The sequence below is a fragment of the Streptomyces sp. NPDC057694 genome, from assembly GCF_042799415.1.
Classification (GTDB): domain Bacteria; phylum Actinomycetota; class Actinomycetes; order Streptomycetales; family Streptomycetaceae; genus Streptomyces.
Window position 1 is genome coordinate 48,055 of the sequence record NZ_JBHVIX010000017.1, and the last position, 21,193, is coordinate 69,247.

General features: G+C 71.8%; 15 protein-coding genes. 5 read left to right on the plus strand and 10 right to left on the minus strand.

The genetic code is table 11. The features are described 5' to 3' along the window. Nucleotides 1-11: 11 nt before the first annotated feature. The 7 genes from ACFVDP_RS29965 to ACFVDP_RS29995 form a co-directional block, all read right to left on the minus strand. Nucleotides 12-638 (minus strand): hypothetical protein, encoded by a 627-nt coding sequence (locus ACFVDP_RS29965; RefSeq protein WP_383496333.1) that lies wholly within the window; start codon nucleotides 636-638, stop codon nucleotides 12-14. Further along, complete coding sequence (locus ACFVDP_RS29970; RefSeq protein WP_383496336.1) at nucleotides 635-2,623, minus strand: hypothetical protein; 1,989 nt, start codon at nucleotides 2,621-2,623, stop codon at nucleotides 635-637. Before ACFVDP_RS29970 ends, ACFVDP_RS29965 begins: the two co-directional genes overlap by 4 nt. 1 nt (nucleotide 2,624) lies before the next feature. Further along, nucleotides 2,625-4,424, minus strand: a complete 1,800-nt coding sequence (locus ACFVDP_RS29975; protein WP_383496339.1) for a heparinase II/III family protein — start codon at nucleotides 4,422-4,424, stop codon at nucleotides 2,625-2,627. Then, on the minus strand, nucleotides 4,412-5,176 hold the full coding sequence (locus ACFVDP_RS29980) for an SDR family NAD(P)-dependent oxidoreductase (RefSeq protein ID WP_383496342.1): 765 nt from the start codon (nucleotides 5,174-5,176) through the stop codon (nucleotides 4,412-4,414). Before ACFVDP_RS29980 ends, ACFVDP_RS29975 begins: the two co-directional genes overlap by 13 nt. Before the next feature lie 73 nt (nucleotides 5,177-5,249). Further along, nucleotides 5,250-6,131: a carbohydrate ABC transporter permease gene (locus ACFVDP_RS29985; protein ID WP_383496345.1), complete on the minus strand. Its 882-nt coding sequence runs from the start codon at nucleotides 6,129-6,131 to the stop codon at nucleotides 5,250-5,252. Then, a complete protein-coding gene (locus ACFVDP_RS29990; RefSeq protein ID WP_383496348.1) occupies nucleotides 6,118-7,074 on the minus strand; it encodes a carbohydrate ABC transporter permease in 957 nt (318 codons plus the stop codon). The genes ACFVDP_RS29985 and ACFVDP_RS29990 overlap by 14 nt, the downstream gene beginning before the upstream one ends. 11 nt (nucleotides 7,075-7,085) lie before the next feature. Beyond that, nucleotides 7,086-8,357 (minus strand): extracellular solute-binding protein, encoded by a 1,272-nt coding sequence (locus tag ACFVDP_RS29995; RefSeq protein WP_383496351.1) that lies wholly within the window; start codon nucleotides 8,355-8,357, stop codon nucleotides 7,086-7,088. 311 nt (nucleotides 8,358-8,668) lie between these two features. Between ACFVDP_RS29995 and ACFVDP_RS30000 the strand changes: the two genes are divergently transcribed. Further along, nucleotides 8,669-9,721 carry a LacI family DNA-binding transcriptional regulator gene (locus ACFVDP_RS30000; RefSeq protein WP_383496354.1) on the plus strand — a complete coding sequence of 351 codons (1,053 nt, stop codon included), beginning with the start codon at nucleotides 8,669-8,671 and terminating at the stop codon, nucleotides 9,719-9,721. A 21-nt stretch (nucleotides 9,722-9,742) separates the two neighbouring features. On the opposite strand, the gene ACFVDP_RS30005 is transcribed toward ACFVDP_RS30000, so the two are convergent. Then, nucleotides 9,743-11,521 (minus strand): serine hydrolase, encoded by a 1,779-nt coding sequence (locus tag ACFVDP_RS30005; RefSeq protein WP_383496357.1) that lies wholly within the window; start codon nucleotides 11,519-11,521, stop codon nucleotides 9,743-9,745. Between the two features lie 167 nt (nucleotides 11,522-11,688). On the opposite strand from ACFVDP_RS30005, the gene ACFVDP_RS30010 reads away from it, so the two are divergent. Together ACFVDP_RS30010 and ACFVDP_RS30015 are read left to right on the plus strand one after the other, a co-directional pair. Continuing rightward, nucleotides 11,689-12,789: an NAD(P)H-dependent flavin oxidoreductase gene (locus ACFVDP_RS30010; RefSeq protein ID WP_383496360.1), complete on the plus strand. Its 1,101-nt coding sequence runs from the start codon at nucleotides 11,689-11,691 to the stop codon at nucleotides 12,787-12,789. Between the two features lie 247 nt (nucleotides 12,790-13,036). Then, a complete protein-coding gene (locus ACFVDP_RS30015) occupies nucleotides 13,037-14,593 on the plus strand; it encodes an acyl-CoA synthetase (protein WP_383496363.1) in 1,557 nt (518 codons plus the stop codon). A gap of 33 nt (nucleotides 14,594-14,626) precedes the next feature. Here the strand turns inward: ACFVDP_RS30015 and ACFVDP_RS30020 are convergent, their stop codons facing one another. After that, entirely contained in the window at nucleotides 14,627-17,044 is a 2,418-nt protein-coding gene (locus ACFVDP_RS30020; protein ID WP_383496366.1) for a penicillin acylase family protein, read from the minus strand. 147 nt (nucleotides 17,045-17,191) lie between these two features. On the opposite strand from ACFVDP_RS30020, the gene ACFVDP_RS30025 reads away from it, so the two are divergent. Both ACFVDP_RS30025 and ACFVDP_RS30030 read left to right on the plus strand, forming a co-directional pair. Further along, nucleotides 17,192-18,700: an acyl-CoA synthetase gene (locus ACFVDP_RS30025; RefSeq protein WP_383496368.1), complete on the plus strand. Its 1,509-nt coding sequence runs from the start codon at nucleotides 17,192-17,194 to the stop codon at nucleotides 18,698-18,700. A gap of 222 nt (nucleotides 18,701-18,922) precedes the next feature. Continuing rightward, nucleotides 18,923-19,867, plus strand: a complete 945-nt coding sequence (locus tag ACFVDP_RS30030; protein WP_383496371.1) for an alpha/beta hydrolase family esterase — start codon at nucleotides 18,923-18,925, stop codon at nucleotides 19,865-19,867. A 16-nt stretch (nucleotides 19,868-19,883) separates the two neighbouring features. On the opposite strand, the gene paaK is transcribed toward ACFVDP_RS30030, so the two are convergent. After that, nucleotides 19,884-21,176 carry a phenylacetate--CoA ligase PaaK gene (paaK, locus tag ACFVDP_RS30035; protein WP_383496666.1) on the minus strand — a complete coding sequence of 431 codons (1,293 nt, stop codon included), beginning with the start codon at nucleotides 21,174-21,176 and terminating at the stop codon, nucleotides 19,884-19,886. Nucleotides 21,177-21,193: the final 17 nt, after the last annotated feature.

Consider the following 21,193-nt stretch of genomic DNA (forward strand, 5'->3'; position numbering starts at 1 on the left):
CGGTCGGTGCATCAGGAGGTCCTCTCCGGTTGCGGTGCGGCGAAGTGCAGGGCGAGCAGGACGGGCACGCTCGGGCCGAACAGCAGCGGGCCGAGCGGGACGGGCAGCGTGAGGATCGCGGCGGAGACGGCCGCGCCGAGCAGAGCGGTACCGCGGGCGGGCGAGGCGAAGGCCAGGGCGAGCGCCCGCCGGTGCCACCGGGCCGGCGCCTCGTCGGGGACGAGGGCCGCGTACGCCGCGAAGGCCGTGCAGTGGACGAGCAGCACCGCGAGAATCCCGGCCTGTGCGGCCAGCAGCACGAACGCGTACGGCGTCGAACGGCCGCTCAGGAAGACGCAGTTGGCGGCGAGCACGGACACGGCGACGGCGCCGAGGGCGCTCTGCCGCCACAGTGCGCGCCAGTAGCGGGGAAACGCGGCGAACACCCCGGTGAAGGACCGGTTGTCGCCGTCGGAGCGCCAGCGCTGAAGAGCGTGCGCGAGAGCGGCGAGCGCGGGCAGCCAGGTGACGACACCGAGCGCCAGGAGGGTGAACGCGGCCCCTGCGGCGGCCGGTTGGGCCACCCAGTCGAGCGAGCGCAGCAACCGGCCGCGCGTGCCGGAGGATCCGGGGGAGGCGGGGGAGAGGGACAGGGTCATCGCGGGGCCGCCGATCCGGTGTAGGGCTCCGGCCACTCCTGGACGGGGTGACCGGGCAGGGCGAGGCGGGTGGCCGCGACCACGTACGGGGCGCGGTCCGGCGCGAGCAGCACCGCCGCCGCGTCCGCCGACACCTCGGGGGTGTCGATGCGCCGGTCGGCGGGGGAGAGGAGCACGGTCTCCGTCGTGCCGTCCGGGGCCTCGAAGACGATGCCGGACGGCACCGCGCGGGCCGTCGCGGCCTCGGCGCCCGGCTCGATCGTCGTCAGGAAACGGGCCCGCTCCCCGGCGGGCGTCGTGATCCGCAGGGTGTGCAGCGTGCGGGTGATGCTCAACTCCGGCGTGCTGGACGTGGGGTTGGCCTCGACCTCGGTCGGCTGCGAGGTGACCTCGGCGTCGTCGGGGGCGTGGCGGCGCAGCACTGCCCGTGCGTCCCCGGACCGGATCAGCCGGTCCCGCACGTCGTCGTGCGTGGCGGTCGGCGCGTCCGTCTGGAGCAGGAACGTCCAGGCGCGGGCCGTGTCGGCCGCCGCCTCGTCGAGCAGCACGAGCCGGCCCGACGGGGTGCACACGAGCGTGCGGTCCAGACGCCGCACGTCCAGTTCGGCCGGGTACATCGCGGCGATCTCGGCGGTGCCGTGCGCCCAGCCGCCCTCCGCCAGCACGTCCCGCAGCCGCGCCCGGTGCTCGAGGGGCATGTCCTCGTAGACGTGGTAACGGTCCTCGCCCGCGAAGCCGTGCCCGTCGACCAGGAGAAGGTTGTGGTGCGCCGCCCGCTTGCGGTTGCTGTAGCCCTCGTCGACGGCGAGGAAGGCGCCCTGGGACGTGAGGACGAACGATCCGGCGTCGGGATGGTGATGGCCCTGGTTGAGCGTCTCCCAGCCGAGCTCCGCCCGGTGCTTGGCCGACCTCTCCCACGCCTGGTGACCGCCGCCCGGCGCGGCCTTGAACGACACGAACGTCGCCGCCGCGTCCCAGCCGGTGCGGGCCGTCAGCAGCCCCAGATCCGGGAAGTGCGCGTGCGTGCGCGTCGGCGCGACGGGCACGACCGACGGGTCGTGCCACAGATGGTCCAGATAGGCCTCCGCCCGGATCCCCGGCCGTACGCCGCTGAACTCCGCTTCCCCGTCGAAGAGTTCACGGTCCACGAGATCGGCGAGCCACTGCGCCTCCCCGATGCCGAACCGCGCGGCGAGCCGCCGGTACAGCGCCGTGCTGTGGCCGCTGCGCCGGTCGTGGCAGTCGCCGTGCCCGGTCTGCTCGGCGAAGCCCGGAGCCGACTGGTGCAGCCGGAAGTCGAAGGTGTGCGCCATGAAGCCGCCCCGGTCCCACCAGTCCAGGCCCTCGCACTCCTGAAGCAGGTCCAGGTGGATCGCCAGCCACGGCACCCCGTACCGCCAGTACACGACGCCCTCGGCGTGCGAGCCGTCCGCGGGCAGCAGGTCGAGCACCCGGCCCAGGTTGTCCTTGGCGCGCTCCGTCCACTCCTCGCGGCCCAGGACGTAACCGGCGGTGGCCAGGCCCGCGTAACAGATCCAGTTGTGGTTCTGCCAGTACGACGACGACCACCAGCGGCCCTCCGTGGCCACCGCGAACTCGTACATGCGGCGTCCCTGGACGAGGAGTTTGTAGCGCAGCAGGTCCGCGAGGTCGGGGGAGAGGTCGTCGCCGAGCCAGTGGTGGGCGAGGGACAGGCCGTGCAGCAGCCAGCCCGCGTCCAGGTCGTGATCGGGCATGTGGGCGCGGCCCCAGTGCGGCAGCCGGACCGCGGCCCCGATCCACCGCTCGGCCTCCGCCAGGTGGGCACGGTCGCCGCTCACGCGGTAGGCGAGCGCCGGGTTGGCGGCGGCCGGGCCCAGCCAGGTGATGCTCGCCATCGGATGCCGGGACGGCGGGACGAGGTCCCGGTGCCGTACGGCCTCGTCGAGCAGCCGGCGCTCCTGGCGCGGGCGCGGTCCCGGGGGCGGTGTCGCCGACAGCAGCATCTCAGGCCCCCGTCCCGTGCACGGCCGACGAACCGTCGGCGAGGCGCACCTCCACGCCGTCCCCGGTGAGCCGGACGCCCGTCACCGCGGGGCCGTGCGACGCCGCCTGGTACACCGAGGCGAGGACCAGACGCGCGCCGCGTGCCGTGAAGTCGACCCAGGAACGCGCCAGTTGAGGGTCGTCGGCAGGTCCAGGACCGGGCCGGGTCACGGGCCGCAGCGGTACCGAAGCCGTGTGCCAGCCGTGCAGTACCTCGTCCTCGCCGTACCAGGTCGTGCGCACGGCACCGGCCGGCTGCACCTGGACGTCGAGGCCGACACCCGGCCGCAACTGGCCGGTCAGCGTCCGCTCCGCGCCGTCCCCGCCGTCCCCGACGGTCAGGGTCAGCACGTCGACCAGATGGCCGGCGCCCGTCGCGATCCGGCGCACCGCACGCACTCCGTCGTACGCGTCCGTCACCTCGGCCGTGACCGAGGAGGCGTCCCGCGCGAGGAGCCGGCCCGCGCACTCGGCCTGCTCGGCGCCGTCCACCCGGAACGCCGGATGTGCGGCCGTGCCGGCGTAGTGGTCGCGGAACACGTCGTGCGCATAAGGCACTTGGCCGGGGTCCGGCTGCCAGGGCGCGGTACGCCCGTACAGGAACAGGGCGAGCTTGTCGCGGTGGCCGTGCGAGCCGCCGTGCGGTCCGAAGGCCAGCACGGCGTGCACACCGGCCGCCCGCAGGACCGCGTACCCGGCGTCCTCGAAGACCGTGACCGGCATGGGCGCCGCCCGCTCCGGAAGGGGCCGCCCGGTGAACCAGCCCGCCGCCGTCGTGTCGAGGCCGTCGTCCGCCGCTCCCGCCTCGGCGCGGGCCTGCGCGGCGATCGCCGCCAGTGCGAGCGCGGGAGCGAACTGCTGCGCCAGCGCGCACAGTTCGAGCCACTCCAGGGCGAGGGGGACGCGCCGGTAGGGGCCGTCGTTCAACGCGGGCAGCACCCCGCCGTCCGTGGCCAGGACCGCGAGGACGTCGACCATGCCGGTCAGCCGTCCGGCGACGTCGGCGGGCAGGGCCGCCGGATCCGTGCCGCGCAGCGCCAGCAGCGCCGCCCGCAGCACGAAGCCGTGGTAGTACGTGCTGCCCTCCCACTCCCAGCCGTCGTCGGCCACGCACGCCCGCAGATGCGCGTACAGACCGTGCGGCCCGTCCAGCCACTGCTTGGCGCCGTCCCAGGGCGTCCCGCGCACCAGCGCCGCGGCCCGGCCCGCCGCGACCCCGGCCGCCGTCAGCCACGTCGTGTAGTTGGAGGCGAGATCGCCGCGGTCGACCAGGACGTGCCGGGCGTCGAGCGCGGCCCGCTCCACCTCGTCGAGGAGCGGCAGCAGCGCGTCGGTGCCGGACGCGCCGCGCGCCGCGAGGGTCCACACCGCGTGCCCGATGTTCACCGCCCAGATCGCGTCGGTCAGCGCCTGGTGGAAGAGCCGGCCGCGCAGCATCCACGGCTGCGCGCCGTCGTGCCCGTCGGCCGCCAGCTCCCGATAGAGGGCGGCGTACTCGGAAAGCAGCCGGACCGCCTCGGCGTCGTCGCCCGCCTCGGCCAGGACCCGGATGCGGCGCGCCCACGCCTGGTGCGCGAGGACCGTCCACGCGCCGCGCACCGCGGGGGAGTCGACCCGGCAGCCGCGGGCGCACAGGGCGCCACCCTCCGGGAAGAGCCCCGACAGCGGGTCGCCGTGATCGAGCTCCCCGCCGTGCGCCGGGCAGACATAGGCGTGCCACCAGCCGCCGCGCTCACGCGGGATCCGCCTCACCGGGGCCACACGCCACCGTCGATGTCCAGCGTCGTACCGGTGAGGAAACCGGCGGCCGGGGAGGCGAGATGCACGACCGAGGCCGCCACGTCCTCCGGCGTGCCCGGCCGCCCGACCGGGATGCCCGCCGCCATCGCCTCCTGCGCCTCGGGCGCCGTGAACGTGTCGTGGAACGCCGTGCCCTTGATGAAGCCCGGCGCGACCGCATTCACCGTGACACCCGACGCCGCGACCTCCTTGGCGAGGGCCTTGGTGAAGCCGCGGATGCCGGCCTTCGCGGCGGCGTAGGCGACGGAACCGGGTCCGCCGCCGTTGTGCGCGGCGAGGGAGGACATGGTGACGATGCGCCCGGCGGACGACGCGGCGAGGTGCGGCAGCGCCGCCCGGCACGTACGGAACGTGGAGGTCAGATTCGCGTCGAGCACCCGGTCGAAGTGCTCGTCGCTCATCTCGGCGACGGTGGCCCGGCCGATCAGATGTCCGGCGTTGCACACGAGCACGTCGAGTCCGCCGAGGAACCCGGTCGCCTCCGCCACGAGCCGGTCGACGTCGGCGGTCACCGTGACATCGGCGTGGAAGGCCTTGGCGCGACGGCCGAGGGCCTCGATCGCGGCGACCGTCTCCTCGGCGGCGTCGGGGGAGCTGCGGTAGTGCACGGCGACGTCGCAGCCCGCCGCGGCGAGCCCGACGGCGATGGCCCGGCCGATGCCGTGGCCCGCGCCGGTCACGAGCGCACGGGAACCCTGAAGATCACTGGACATGCGGAACCCTTCGGAAGCGTTCAGATGAGGGAGATGCAGGTGAGCGAGGTGCAGATGAGGGGGACGCGGCCCGTCACTTGAGGCCGGTGTGGGCGAACCCCTGGACGAAGTACCGCTGGCCGACGAGGAACAGCGCCACCATCGGCAGCGTCGCGAGCGTCGTGCCCGCCATCAGGAAGTGCCACTGCGTGCCGTTCTCGGTCTTGAAGACCGAGAGACCGACCTGGATGACGCGCAGGCTGTCGGTGCGGGTCACCAGCAGCGGCCACAGGAAGTTGTTCCACGACGCCTCGAAGGTCAGCAGGGCGACCGTGGTCAGGGCCGGCTTGACCTGCGGCGTCATGATGCGGGCGTAGATACGGAACTCGCCGAGCCCGTCCAGGCGCGCCGCCTCTTCCAGTTCCACCGGCAGGTCCAGATAGAACTGGCGGAACAGGAACACCGCGAACGGGGTGATCGCGCCCGGCACGATCAGCGCCCACCAGGTGTCGAGCCAGCCGCTGCCGCCCTGCCCGAACAGGTCGTTGCCGCCCGCGAGCGGCATGAACCGCACGATCAGGAACTCCGGCAGGACCTTGGTGTACGTCGGGATCATCAGCGCGGCGACGAAACCGTAGAACAGCAGCTCGGAGCCGCGGAACTTGATGCGGGCCAGCGCGTACCCGGCCATCGACGCGAACACCACGTTGAGCACGGTGTGGCTGAGGGCGATGACGAAGCTGTTGCGGGCGTACGTGGCGAACGGCGCGGCCCGGAACGCGTCGACGTAGTTGCCGAAGTCCCAGTGCGCGGGCAGCAGTCCGGTGTGCTCGGAGGCGATCTCCTGCGGTGTCTTGAGCGAGGTGATGACCATCCACAGGAACGGCAGCACCATCAGCAGCGCCACCACGGACAGCGTCACGTAGAGGGCGATCCGGCCGGGGGCCTGCGGCCGCCGGATGTCAGTCGTGGCCACGGGTGCCTCCCATGATGCGCCGGTTGACCAGGGTGAACCCCATGAGGAGCACGAACAGCACCAGCGACTGGGCACAGGCGTAGCCCACGCGGAACTCGCGGAACGCCGACTTGTAGATCTCGTACGTCATCATCGTCGTGGAGCCCGCCGGGCCGCCGTCGGTGAGGATGTAGATCTGGTCGAAGGACTGGAACGCGCTGATCATCGAGGTGATGAGGACGAAGAACGTGGCGGGTTTGAGCAGCGGCAGCGTGATCGAGAAGAACTGCCGCACGCGCGAGGCACCGTCGACCGAGGCCGCTTCGTAGAGGTCCTTGGGCAGGTTCTGCAGCGCGGCCAGATAGATCAGCATCTTCATGCCGATGCCCTGCCAGACCCCGACGAGGATCACCGACGGCATGGCCCACGACGTGGACGCCAGCCAGGCGGGACCCTCGATGCCGACGAGACCGAGCAGCGTGTTGAACAGGCCGTTGCGCGGGTTGTAGATCCACAGCCAGACCAGGGCGATCGCCACCGTCGCGGTCACCTGCGGCAGGAAGATCGCGGTACGGAACAGACCGCGGGCCCGCAGCCCGGTGTGCAGCGCCAGCGCCAGCAGCAGCCCGAGCGCCATGCCGAACGGCACGGTGAAGAACGTATAGATGACCGTGTTGACGATCGACTTGCGGAACATCTCGTCGCCGAGCATGTCCCGGAAGTTGGCGAGGCCCACGAAGCGGGGCGAGGACAGGACGTCGTACGAGGTGAACGCCAGGTACACGGCGGCGAGCACCGGCAGCCCGATCCACAGCGCCGCGTGCAGCAGCGCGGGCGTCACCATGAGCAGTCCCGCGCGGCGCCGCCGGGCACCGGGTCCCCCGCGGCGTGCGGGAGGCGCGGGCGGCGGTGGGCCGGCGGGCGCGGCGGGCGGCCGCGGCTTCAGGACGGAGACGGCTCCCATGACGGCCGCCCTCAGATCCGGGAGATGGCCGACTGGGCCAGCTCACCGAGTTCGGCGATCGCGGCCGCCGCCGACCTGCCGCCCACGACGGCCGGTTCGAGCGTCGGCTTGATCTTCTCGCGGATCTCCATCCACGCGGGCGTCCCGCCCTCGGCGCAGGCCTTGTCGAGATTGCGCACCGAGAAGTCGACCAGCTTGTTGCCCTTCACGTACGAGGACGAGCGCAGCGACGTGACGCCGGGCACCGTCGCCCGCTGCTTCGCGGCTGCCAGCACGTTGTCGGACGCGGCGAGGTGGGCGACCAGCGCCCGCGCCGCGGAGGCGTGCGTGCTGCGCGCCGACTGGCACACCAGCGTGCCGCCGGTCAGCATCGCCGCCTTGCGTCCGCGCAGCACGAACGCGCCGATCAGGTCCTTCTCGATGAGGTCGGGACTCTGCTCCTGGAGCTGCTTCCACAGCCCGCTGCCGGTCACCATCATCGACGCCTTGCCGAGCTGCAGGTTCGTCGTGGCGCCCGCGTCCCCCTCGGTCTTCTGGGTGTAGTCGGCCGAGCCGTCCTTCTGGAGGTCCTTGAAGAACTGGAGCGCCTCCACGCCGCGCGGGCCGGTGAACGTCGGCTTCTTCCCGTCGGCGCTGAACAGCGACCCGCCGGCCGCGTAGAGGAACGTCTCCCAGCACTGGCGCAGGTCGATGGAGAACGGGTCGAGGCCCTTCCGGTCGCCCTTGGTCAGCTCCTTCGCCATGGCGCGCAGCTCGGCGAAGGTCTCCGGGGGCTTCTTGATGCCGGCGGCGGCGAAGTGGTCCTTGCGGTAGGCGACCAGACGGGTCGCCATCACGGTGGGAAGGGCGTACAGCTTGCCGTCGTAGCGCGAGGGTTCGAGGACCCGGTCCTCGTAGCCGTGCCCGGCCGCGAGCGACTCGGGCAGCTCGGCGAGCACCTTCTTCGCGGCGAACGGCGGGATCCAGCCCACGCCCATCATCAGCACGTCGGGGAGCAGACCGCCCGCGAGCGCGGTGGTGATCTTCTCGTTGAGCTGGGTGTACGTCGTGTAGTCGACCTTGACGGTGACGTCCGGGTACTTCTTGCGGAACGCCGGAAGGATCTTCCCCTCCAGGAGCTGCTTGCCGTCCGCCCCCTCGTAGATGGGGGTGAGCAGGGATATCTCCCCCTGGGCCGGGCCGTCGGCCGAGCCGCCCGCGTCCGTTCCTGCGGCGCAGCCGGTGAGCGCCGCTGCCGTGCCCGCGCCGAGCGCGGCCAGCAGCGATCGTCTCGTGAGTTCCATGGGACACCCCTTAAGAGGCGAGGAAGCAAGATGGTCGAGAGTCGATTGGTGCACCGATGCAGTGAACGATGCGACGACATGCGATGAAGTAGAGCCCTTGGAGAGCGAGTTATGGCCCGATCTGGGGGCGAGGCCCTCGGTAAATCGATGCACTGATGCTAGGAACGGCTTTCGTGAACCGTCAACCGCCCGCGCACAAGAATCTTTCCGGGCTGTTACAGCCAGTTGGCGAGATGAGGGCGATGTGGATCGTCTAGTAAATCGGTACACTGCTGCGTACAGTGACGTGACGAGCCGGAGGTGGCACGGCGTTGACCGGGATAACGATCCATCAAGTCGCGCAGGCGGCAGGAGTGTCGGCGAGCACGGTGTCGAACGTCCTCAACGGACGGACGGACCGCATGCAGCCCACGACGCTCGCCCGCGTGGAACAGGTCATCGAGACACTGGGCTACCGGCCCAACCGTGCGGCCCGCATGCTGCGCACGGGCCGGATCCGGGTCATCGGCCTGATCGTCCCGTCCGTCGCCAACCCCTTCTGGGGTTCACTCGCCAGGGAGCTGGAGGCGGTCGCCCTCGCCGAGGGCTACCACGTACTGCTCTGCAACAGTGAGCGCGATCCGGCGCGGGAGCTGAAGTACAGCGAGGAGCTGCTCGCCGACGGGGTCAGCGGTGTCGTCCTGTGTTCCTCGCTGCCCACGCTCGACCATGTGGCCCCGCTGCTCAAGCGGGGCCTGAAGATGGTCGCGTTCGACCGCGCCGCCCAGTCGGGCGACCCCTCTTCCCTCGCGAGCATCAGCGTCGACAACGCGATGGGCGCCGAACTCGCCACCCGTCATCTGCTCGAACTCGGCCACCGAAGACTGGCGTTCGTCTCCGGCTCGGTCAGCAGTGTCAACCGGCGCGAGCGGCTGCGCGGCTTTCGCGCCGCGCTGGAGGAGGCCGGGGTCGACCCGGCCTCGGCGGTGGTCTGGCCCGGCGCCGCCACCAGCGAGTTCGGCGACAAGGAGTCCGCGGAACTCGGCAGGGCAGCGGCCCGTGAACTGCTCGCCGCGCCCGAACCCCCGACCGGGTTCGTCGCCATCAACGACATGTGCGCGATCGGGATCTGCCGGGGCGCCCGGGACGCCGGGGTCAGCGCGGGCCGCGAGGTCTCCGTGGTCGGCTTCGACGACATCCTGCTCGCCGAGCTGTTCGAGCCGCCGCTCACCACGGTCCGTCAGCCGCTCTCGGAGATGGCCGCCGAGACCTTCCAGCAGTTGCGCTCCCGCATCGAGACGACCTCCGGCGCGGGCCGCTCGCTGCTCATCCGCCCCCGCCTGGTCGTCCGCGAGTCGACCGCCCCGGCGCCGGCCGCCCGGTGACTTGACGCAGAGGCGCCCCGATCAGTCCCGGGACGCGGCCCAGCCCACCGCCTCGATGCGGGACGCGTCCGCCGCGCGGGCCTCGTCGAAGGCGACGCGGCGGCCGTCGGTGACCCGGATGCCGTCCACGTAGACCCCGCGGCCGACGTACAGCTGATCCGTCGTGTACCGCCAGCGCACGCGCACCGACGCGGGGTCGAAGCCGCCGAGGTCGGCTTCCAGGCGGTGCCAGGTGCGGCCCGAGAAGCCGTCCACCGACCCGGAGTCGTGGGCGTCGGTGCGGTCCGTCGTGAACGGGAGGGCCTTCCAGGCCGAACCGCCGTCCGTGGACACCTCCAGGAACAGGAAGTCGGAGTGCGGCTCCGTGTCCCACCACAGGGAGCAGGTCAGCCGCGCGCCGGACGTGGTCAGGCGCAGGTCCGGCAGGGTCAGCGTCGCCGACGTCGCGCTCGCGGTTCCGGCGAACCAGGCCGTGCGGCCGTGCGCGGGGCGGACCGCGACCGCCCGCGCCATGTTGGTGCCCGCGGCGACCCGGGGAGCGGAGCCGGACCGCCAGTTCCGCACGGGGTGCACGGAGTTGCCGAGCACGATCAGGAAGGAGTCGGTCGTCGGGTCGAGGACGATCGAGGTCCCGGTGAAACCGGTGTGGCCCGCGGTGCGGGGCGTGGCCATCGCGCCCATGTACCAGTGCTGGTAGAGCTCGAAGCCGAGACCGTGCTCGTCGCCGGGGAACGCCTGGTTGAAGTCCGTGAACATCAGCTCCACGGACTTGGCGGAGAGGATGCGCGCGTTGCCGTACACGCCGCCGTTGAGCAGGGTGCGGCCGAGGACCGCCAGGTCCCAGGCGGTGGAGAAGACACCGGCGTGGCCCGCGACACCGCCGAATCCGTAGGCGTTCTCGTCGTGCACCTCGCCCCACACCAGGCCGCGGTCGAGACCCGACCAGGGTGCGCGGGCGTCCTCGGTCGCCGCGACCTTGGGCTTCCACTCCGCGGGCGGGTTGTAGCGGGTTCGGGTCATGCCGAGCGGACCGGTGACGCGCTCGCGCAGCAGGACGTCGAGCGCCGTGCCGGTGAGCTTCTCCAGGACGAGCTGGAGGGAGATCAGGTTCAGGTCGGAGTAGAGATAGACGGTGCCCGGCGGGTTGAGCAGCGCCTCGTTCCAGATGAGTTGGAGCTGTCCCTCGCGGGTCGGCTCCTTGTACAGCGGGATCCAGGAGCGGAAACCTGAGGTGTGCGTCAGCAGTTGACGGATCGTCACGTCCTGCTTGCCCCCGCCCGCGAACTCCGGCAGGTACGAGGCGACCTTCGCCTCCAGGCGCAGCGAGCCGCGCTCGATCTCCTGGACGGCGAGGATCGACGTGAAGAGCTTGGAGACCGACGCCAGGTCGAAGACGGTGTCCTCGGCCATGTCGATCTGCTCGGCCGCCGGGAACTCGACGCCGGTGTCGGTCACGTCGTCGTAGTGCTTGTACCGCACCGCTTTGCCGATCGGCTGGTGCAGGGCCACCGTGCCGCCGCGGCCCGCGAGCAGCACGGCGCCCGCGTACCAGGGATGCTTGGGCGAGGGGCCGAGGAACTTCTCGGCGTCGACGACCAGTTGCCGCAGATGCCCGGCGAGCAGGCCCGCGCGCTCGGGGGAGCCGTGACGCAGGGTCGGGCGCCGCTTCTGCTCCGCGGCCACGGCGGGGCCGGCGGGGAACGGGGCGAGGGCGAGCGCGCCGCCCAGCGCGAGGGTGGCGGCGCCGAGCCCGCGCCGGGTGAGCCCGGCCCGTGATCTGTCCTGGTCCCCTGAGCTCATCAACAGCCTCCTGAAAGTATCTTTCGGGATCCACCACGACGGATGAAACATTCATGTCAGGACTGCCCCGTGTCAACCACCCGGGCTGGGTGCCCACCCTGTAAAGAATCTGACGCTGCATCAGAAAAGCTCTTCCGTCGGCCGGTTGGCTGCGGCATCCTGCGCGCATGCAGACGGAGCTGAGCAAGAAACTGGGGATCGAGCACGCCGTCTTCGGCTTCACGCCCTTTCCTGCGGTGGCCGCGGCCATCAGCAGGGCCGGAGGTCTCGGCGTGCTCGGCGCGGTCCGCTACACCGCCCCCGACGAACTCAAACGCGACCTCGACTGGCTGCACGAGCATGCCGACGGCCGCCCCTACGGACTCGACGTCGTCATGCCGGCCAAGAAGGTCGAGGGCGTGACGGAGGCCGACGTCGAGGCGATGATCCCGGAGAGCCACCGGCAGTTCGTCCAGGACACCCTCGCCAAGTACGGCGTGCCCGAACTCGCGGAAGGGGAAGCCTCCGGCTGGCGGATCACCGGCTGGATGGAACAGGTCGCGCGCAATCAGCTCGACGTCGCCTTCGACTATCCGATCAAGCTCCTCGCCAACGCGCTCGGCTCGCCCCCGGCCGATGTCATCGCCCGCGCCCACGAGCACGACGTCCTCGTCGCGGCGCTCGCGGGCAGCGCCCGGCACGCCCGCAAGCACGCCGAAGCGGGCATCGACATCGTCGTCGCCCAGGGCTACGAGGCGGGCGGGCACACCGGCGAGATCGCCTCCATGGTGCTCACGCCCGAAGCCGTCGAGGCCGTGGACCCGCTGCCCGTGCTCGCCGCCGGCGGCATCGGCAGCGGGCAGCAGGTCGCCGCGGCGCTGGCGCTCGGAGCGCAGGGCGTCTGGCTCGGGTCGGTGTGGCTGACCACCACCGAGGCCGACATGCACTCCCCGGCCGTCACCCGCAAGCTGCTCGCCGCCGGGTCCGGGGACACGGTGCGCTCGCGTGCTCTCACGGGGAAGCCCGCGCGTCAGTTGCGGACCGAGTGGACCGACGCCTGGGACGATCCGGCCGGGCCCGGCACCCTTCCGATGCCGTTGCAGGGGCTGCTCGTCGCCGAGGCGGTGTCCCGGATCCAGAAGTACGAGGTGGAGCCGTTGCTCGGTACGCCCGTCGGGCAGATCGTGGGCCGGATGAACGAGGAGCGCAGTGTTCAGGCGGTCTTCGACGAGCTGACCCGCGACTTCGAGAAGGCCATCGACAGGATCAACCGGATCGCGGGGCGGTAGCGCTCCGCCGTCGCCGGGTGCCGCTCTCGCCGTGGCTGGTCGCGCAGTTCCCCGCGCCCCTGAAGGCATGCGCTGCGCGCGCCTTCCCCTGAAGCTCGCTTCGCTCCGCCTCCCCTGGGCGAGCGAAGCTCGCTCCCAGGGGCGCGGGGAACTGCGCGAGAAGCGGCCACCGGCCCGCACCCGGCGACGAATCCGGCCCCGGCAGATGCGACCGATCCCCCCAACCCCCAGAAGGGAAACGCACCTCATGCCCGACCAAACCCCCCCGAACGGCTTCTGGGCCCAAGCAGCGGCGGACCCGGACCGGATCGCGCTGATCGCCCCCGACGGCGAACAATGGACCGCGGGCCGCCTCCACGCCGCGGCCAACCACATGGTGGCGGGCCTGCGCGAGGCAGGCCTGAAGCGCGGGGACGCCTTCGCCGTCGTCCTCCCCAACGGCGTCGAGTTCTTCACCGCCCACCTGGCCGCCTCCCAGGCCGGCTTCTACCTCGTCCCGGTCAACCACCACCTCGTCGGCCCGGAGATCGCCTGGATCGTCTCCGACTCCGGCGCGAAGGTCCTGATCGCCCACGAACGCTTCGCCGCCCAGGCCCGCGCCGCCGCCGACGAGGCGGACCTCCCCGCCACCCACCGCTACGCCGTCGGAGACATCGACACCTTCCGCCCGTACGCCGAACTCCTCGACGGCCAGGACGACACGCCCCCCGCCGACCGCACCCTCGGCTGGGTCATGAACTACACCTCCGGCACGACGGGCCGCCCGCGCGGCATCCGCCGCCCGCTGCCCGGCAAGCTCCCCGAGGAGACGTACCTCGGCGGATTCCTCGGCATCTTCGGCATCAAGCCCTTCGACGACAACGTCCACCTGGTCTGCTCACCGCTGTACCACACGGCCGTCCTCCAGTTCGCGGGAGCCGCCCTGCACATCGGGCACCGGCTGGTCCTGATGGACAAGTGGACGCCCGAGGAGATGCTCCGCGTCATGGACACCTACCGGTGCACGCACACGCACATGGTGCCGACGCAGTTCCACCGTCTGCTCGCGCTGCCGCAGGAGACCAAGGACCGCTACGACGTGAGCAGCATGCGGCACGCGATCCACGGCGCCGCGCCCTGCCCCGACCACGTGAAGCGCGCGATGATCGACTGGTGGGGGACGTGCGTCGAGGAGTACTACGCGGCCAGTGAGGGCGGCGGCGCCTTCGCGACCGCCGAGGACTGGCTGAAGAAGCCGGGCACGGTCGGCAAGGCCTGGCCCATCAGCGAGCTGGCGGTCTTCGACGACGACGGCAACCGGCTCCCGGCCGGTGAACTCGGCACCGTCTACCTGAAGATGAGCACCGGCGGATTCTCGTACCACAAGGACGAGAACAAGACGAAGAAGAACCGCATCGGCGACTTCTTCACCGTCGGCGACCTGGGCGTCATCGACGAGGACGGTTATCTCTTCCTGCGCGACCGCAAGATCGACATGATCATCTCGGGTGGCGTCAACATCTACCCCGCCGAGATCGAGTCCGCGCTCCTGACCCACCCCGCCGTCGCCGACGCGGCCGCCTTCGGGATCCCGCACGACGACTGGGGCGAGGAGGTCAAGGCCGTCGTCGAGGTCGCCGAGGGGCGCATCGCGGGGGACGCGCTCGCCGCCGAGATCCTCGCCCACTGCGAGACGCAGCTCGCCGGGTACAAGCGGCCCAAGAGCGTCGACTTCATCGAGACGATGCCGCGCGACCCCAACGGCAAGCTGTACAAGCGGCGGCTGCGCGACCCGTACTGGGAGGGACGGACCAGGATCGTGTGACCCGGCCGCCCCTCCCGTCAGGGGTGCGCGGGGTCAGCCGCGCACCCGCACCACCTTCAGCGCGGGCGACTTCCGGATGTCCTTGTCGCAGAAGCGTTCCGTCACCCACTTGCCCCGGGAGAAGAGCCGGGTCTGGTCGCTGAAGTGCGCCGAGTCCGGGTTCGAGGACTGGGAGTACGTGAGCAGGGTGCGCGCCACCGGGCAGCGGCCGCCGTCCCAGCCGACCGCCTGGATGTAACTTGAGCCGGTCACGACCTCCGTGTACCCGCCGTTCGCGGCGTCCCAGACCGGCTCGACCTTGTTCCAGACGCCCAGCCCCTCCGTGCCGCCGGGCACCGGGATGCGCTGCCCGGCACGCGTCACGGACTGGTGGTCGCCCAGCTTCGCGTTCAACGGGATTCCCGCGGACCACAGTTCGGCGACTGTTTCGGCGAGCGCCGTGGCGAACGCGGGCGCCTGCGTGTCGAGGGTGTTCGGCGTGCGCACCGGGTCCGCCGCCGAGAACGGCACCTTCCATAGCTGCGCCGCCGGGACTGTCGCCGTCAGCCGGCGCCAGAACCGGTCGAAGAGCAGCGCGCCCCGGCTCCCGGTGTTCATGGTGCGGTCCCAGTTCTTCAGGACACCGCACGCGGCCGAGATGTCCACGGCCTTGCCGTCACTGCCGGCCGCCGTGCCGCCGGGCAGCGCCGCACACGCCTTGGCGGTGTCCGCCGCCGCGAGGTCCCCGGCCGGTACCCGGTCCGCGAACTGCTTCATCTGCAGGTCCGCGACCGTCAGACCGCCCTTGTCGGCCATCGCCGCCACGTCCTCGACGGCGCCGCGGGTGCGCATCGAGCGCGGGGTGCCGACCGTTCCGAAGATCCGCTCGTACCCGGTGAGCGGCTGGTCGGCATTGGCCAGCCAGGCACTGTCGTTGGAGTTCTCCGCGTACGGGGCGTCCTTCAGCACCGGCATCTTCGACGGGCCGAAGACCCCGGGCTGCACGGCGTCCTTGTCGCTGCCGAGCGCGCAGTCGCTCCGCGAACCGTCCAGGACCGCGACGCCCGACGCCGGGTACGTGGCCTTGCCGAGCGCCGTCGAGCAGCGTGCCGCCAGATCGTCCGTGATGCGCGGCAGCACCTGCGACTGGGTGAAGAGCGAGTGGCCCGCGGAGTCGGCCGCGATCGTGTTCACCCACGGAAGTCCCTGCGTGCGGCGCAGGGACTTCAGCACGTCGTCCGTCGAGCGGGCCCTGCTGAAGCCGAGCGCCGTGTCGGAGGCCCGCAGATTGACCGCGTTCGGGTCGTTCAGCGCGTACGCCGTCGTGGCCGTCCAGGGCAGCGGCAGCGTCGGGCCGAGCGAGGTGACGATCGGTCCGTACCGCGTCCACCACTGGGTCCGCGTCACGTCCGCGCCGCCCTTCACGGAGACGGTCACGGTCCGCTTCGTCATCTTCTCCGGCTTGCCGTCCACCACGTACGTGGTCGGGTCGGAGGCGTCGAGGGTGAGCTGATGCAGATTGAGCGTGACACCGGTCGCGACGGTGTGGCTCCACGCCACGTTCGCGTTGTGGCCGATCGAGATCGTCGAGGTGCCGAGCAACGAGCCGCCCATGACGTCCAGTTCACCGGGGATCGTCTGCTGCGACTGCCAGAAGCGGCGCCCGCCCTGCCACGGGTAGTGCGGATTGCCGAGGAGCAGCCCGCGTCCGTTCGCCGTCGTCTCCCCGCTGAAGGCGACCGCGTTCGACCCCATGTCGGAGTCTTCCTGGCTGAACAGGTCGGCCGCCGCGCGCGCGAGTTGCTTGGTGTCCGTGGTCGCCTGGGCGCTCGCCGCGGTCGACGACGGCGGCCGCGCGGCCGTGATCCCCTCGATGCCGCGGCCCTGCCCGCCGAGCACCGAGATCGCGAACCCGCGCGCGGCGACGTCGAGTTCGGTGACCGGCCTCACCCACGCCGCGCCCTTGCACGCGGGATCGGTGACGCGGTTCTGCTTCAGCCACGCGTTGTATCCGGCGGCCCAGCCCCGCATCCCGTCCTTCACGTCCTTGCTGGGACCGGCCGGAGCGGGCGTGGCGAGCAGCTTCTCCACCGTCCGGGACTGCCGTACGCCCTTGAAGTACAGGTCGCTGGAGAGGTTCCCGGTCGCCGAGGAGAGCGAGCCGTCCGGCGCCGCGTCCGCGCCGAACCAGCGCGAGCGCTCACCGCGCAGCGTCACGAACCCGTCGGCGAGCGTGCACACCTGATCGGCGGCCTGCGCCCAGCCGGTGCCGAAGCCGAGGTTCGTGTAGTCCTTGGCCTCGATGTGCGGAATGCCGTACTCGGTGTAGCGGATGGTGGCGGACAGGCCGCCGCCGTGCGGGCGCTCCGGGCGGTCGGCCGCCGCCGACGGCAGCGCGGCCGCCGCCGTGAGAACGGTCAACAGGGCCGTGCCGACTACCGCGAGGCGCCGTTGTCTCGGGCGGATACGCATCGTGCTCCCAACTGTCGTGAGGGCAAAGGCGGTTGAGCGTACCAGCCGGTATGTCGACTGCCGAGGCGCGGCGGCACATGTCTTGACCTGGCGTCGGTCACCCCGCAGGATCACGCCATGACGAGGCCACCAAGGGCACAGAGGGACTTGAGCGCACCGGCCGCCGCGGCGGCGGTCAGCACCGTCGACGGAGTGCTGCGGCGCAGCGCCCGCCGCACCCCCGCGCGCGTCGCGCTGCGCTACGGGCCGCGCTCATGGACGTACGCGGAACTCGACGACGCCGTCTCCCGCGCGGCCGGGATCCTGCGCGGCCTCGGTATCGCCCCCGGCGACCGGGTCGGCGCCTACGGACACAACTCCGACGCCTATCTGATCGGCTTCCTCGCCTGCTCCCGGGCCGGCCTCGTGCACGTCCCCGTCAATCAGAACCTCACCGGCGACGACCTCGCCTACATCGTGGGCCAGTCGGGAAGCACGCTGGTGCTCACCGAGCCGGACCTCGCCGGGCACCTCCCCGACGGCGTCCGCACGCTGCTGCTGCGCGACGCGGACGACTCTCTGCTGAGCCGGCTGCCCGCCGCCGTCCCCTACGACGGCGACCCGCCGGACGCCGACGACCTGGTCCAGCTGCTCTACACGTCCGGGACGACGGCGCTGCCCAAGGGCGCGATGATGTCCCACCGCGCCCTGGTCCACGAGTACGTGAGCGCGATCCACGCCCTGGGCCTGGCGGAGACGGACCGCCCGGTGCACTCGCTGCCGCTCTACCACTCGGCGCAGATGCACGTCTTCCTGCTGCCCTACCTCGCGGTCGGCGCCACCAACACCGTCCTGGACGCGCCCGCCGCCGACCGGATCTTCGACCTGGTGGAGGCGGGCGAGGCGGACAGCCTGTTCGCGCCGCCGACCGTGTGGATCGGCCTGTCCCAGCACCCGGACTTCGCCGCCCGCGAGCTGGGCGGCCTGCGCAAGGCCTACTACGGCGCCTCGATCATGCCGGTGCCGGTCCTGGAGCGGCTGCGCGCCCGGCTGCCCGGGCTCGCCTTCTACAACTGCTTCGGGCAGAGCGAGATCGGCCCCCTCGCCTGCGTCCTCGGCCCCGACGAGCACGAGGGCCGGATGGACTCCTGCGGGCGGCCGGTGCTGTTCGTCGAGGCGAAGGTCGTCGACGACGACGGCAAGGACGTGCCCGACGGCACCCCCGGCGAAGTCGTCTACCGCTCACCGCAGCTGTGCGACGGCTACTGGGACAAGCCGCAGGAGACCGAAGAGGCCTTCCGGGACGGCTGGTTCCGGTCGGGCGACCTGGCCGTGCGCGACGGCGAGGGCTACTTCACCGTCGTCGACCGGGTGAAGGACGTCATCAACTCCGGTGGCGTCCTGGTCGCGTCCCGGCAGGTCGAGGACGCCCTGTACACCCATCCGGCGGTGGCGGAGACCGCCGTCGTCGGGCTGCCCGACGAGCGCTGGATCGAGGCGGTGACCGCCGTCGTGGTCCGCTCGGCGGAGGTGACCGAGGCCGAACTCGTCGAGCACGCACGTCAGAAGCTCGCCCACTTCAAGGCGCCCAAGCGGATCGTCTTCGTCGACGAACTGCCGCGCAACGCGAGCGGCAAGATCCTCAAGCGGGAGCTGCGCGACCGCTTCGGCGGCTGACCGGGAGCTCACTGGGGGAGACCTCCCGCTTTTACGTTCATTGAGTTCCCTGAACAGGGCGTATTGCCGGGCCGTGCGCGGGCGTTAGTGTCCCGGCCGTCGGCCCGACCGCAGGCGGCCCGCAGCCGCCGCGCCGGCCGGCCACGCCCACGTACGTGAGCAGGTCCCGCACACCCGCACGAGGGTGACGGGGGGCCTGCCGCGCCGCCCGAAGGGAACTCCATGAGCCGCTCGCACCTCGCCCGCCCGGCCGCCTCCGTCGTCGGGGCCCTGCTCGCCGCCGCGCTCCTGACACCGGGACCGGCCGCGGCCCAGCCGCACCGGGCCGCCGGATCGGCCGGCTGCGGTACGCCCACCGATCTCACGCCGGGCACCTCCACCACCCGCTCGCTCACCGTGGACGGCGTACGACGCGACTACCTGGTGCACCTGCCCGCCTCCTACGACGAGGACCGGCCGACCCCGCTCGTGCTGTCCTTCCACGGGCACGGCCGCACCTCCGACTACCAGGAACGCCTCACCGGCATGAACGCGCTCGACGCCGTCGTCGTCTACCCGCAGGGCGTCACCGGCACCGACGGCAAGAGCGCCTGGGAAGGCGCCCCGTACTCGGCGGGCGTCGACGACATCAAGTTCACGAAGGCACTGATCGGCCAAGCCGAGGACGACCTGTGCGTGAACCCGCGCCGCGTCTTCGCCTCCGGCAAGTCCAACGGCGGTGGCTTCGCGGCCGTCGTCGCCTGCCGCCTCGCCGACCGGATCGCCGCGACCGCCATCGTCTCCGGCGCCTTCTACCCGCAGAGCGGCGACTGCGCCCCGCAGCGGCCCGTCCCCGTCCTCGACTTCCACGGGCAGGCCGACGACACCATCCCCTACGACGGAAACCCCGACAAGGGACTGCCCGCGCTGCCCGACTGGCTGGCAGGCTGGGCCGAACGCGACGGGTGCGCGGCGAGTCCTCGCGAGACGCAGGTGAAGGACAACGTCGTGGTCCCGCGCTGGCGCTCGTGCGACGACGCCTCCGCGCTGGAGCACTACCGGATCACGGACGGCGGCCACGTCTGGCCCTCGACGACCCCCAACGAGGACTCGGCGACGCCGACGACCATCGACGCGACACCCCTCATCTGGAAGTTCTTCACCGAGCACCCGCTGCCGAAGAACTGACGCGCCCCCCGGGGGCTTACGCGTCGCGCCGCAGATCCACGATCCGCTTGATCTTCCCCACCGACCGCTCCAGGGACTCGGGCTCGACGATCTCGACGCCGACCGTCACCCCGACCCCGTCCTTCATCCCCGCCACGATCGAGCGGGCCGCCTCGGCCCGCTCGTCCGGCGTGGCGTCCGGCCGGGCCTCCGCCCGTACCGTCAGCGCGTCCATCCGGCCCTCCCGGGTCAGCCGCAGCTGGAAGTGCGGCGCCACCCCCGGCGTGCGCAGCACGATCTCCTCGACCTGGGTGGGGAACAGGTTCACCCCGCGCAGGATCACCATGTCGTCGCTGCGCCCGGTGATCTTCTCCATCCGCCGGAACCCCGGCCGGGCCGTCCCCGGCAGCAGCCGGGTCAGGTCACGGGTGCGGTAGCGGATCACGGGCATGGCTTCCTTGGTGAGCGAGGTGAAGACCAGTTCGCCCAGTTCACCGTCGGGCAGCACCTCGCCGGTGAGGGGATCGACGACCTCGGGATAGAAGTGGTCCTCCCAGACGTGCAGGCCGTCCTTCGTCTCCACGCACTCCGACGCGACCCCGGGCCCGACGACCTCCGACAGGCCGTAGATGTCGACCGCGTCGATCGCGCACCGCTCCTCGATCTCCCGGCGCATCTCCTCGGTCCACGGCTCGGCGCCGAAGACGCCGACCTTGAGGGAGGTCGTACGCGGGTCCACGCCCTGCCGCTCGAACTCGTCGAGCAGCGTCAGCATGTACGAGGGCGTCACCATGATGATCTCGGGCCGCAGGTCCTGGATCAGCCGCACCTGGCGCGCGGTCATCCCGCCGGACGCCGGGATCACGGTGCAGCCGAGCCGCTCCGCGCCGTAGTGCGCGCCGAGCCCGCCGGTGAACAGGCCGTATCCGTACGCCACGTGCACCTTGTGGCCCGGCCGGCCGCCCGCCGCGCGGATCGCCCGCGCCACCATGTCCGCCCACATCGACAGATCGGCCTCGGTGTACCCGACGACGGTGGGTGTCCCCGTCGTCCCGCTCGACGCGTGCAGCCGCCGCAGGTCGGCCTGGTCGACGGCGAACATCCCGAACGGATAGTTGTCCCGCAGATCGGCCTTGGTCGTGAGCGGGAACCGGGCCAGGTCGGCGAGCGAGCCGCAGTCCTCGGGGCGCACTCCCGCCTTGTCGAACGCCTGCCGGTAGAACGGCACCCGCTCGTACACCCGGCTCAGCGTCGCGCGCAGCCGCTCCAGCTGGAGCGCCCGCAACTCCGCCGATCCCAGACGCTCGCCCGCGTCCCACCAGTCCGTCATGGATGCCTCTGTCGCCA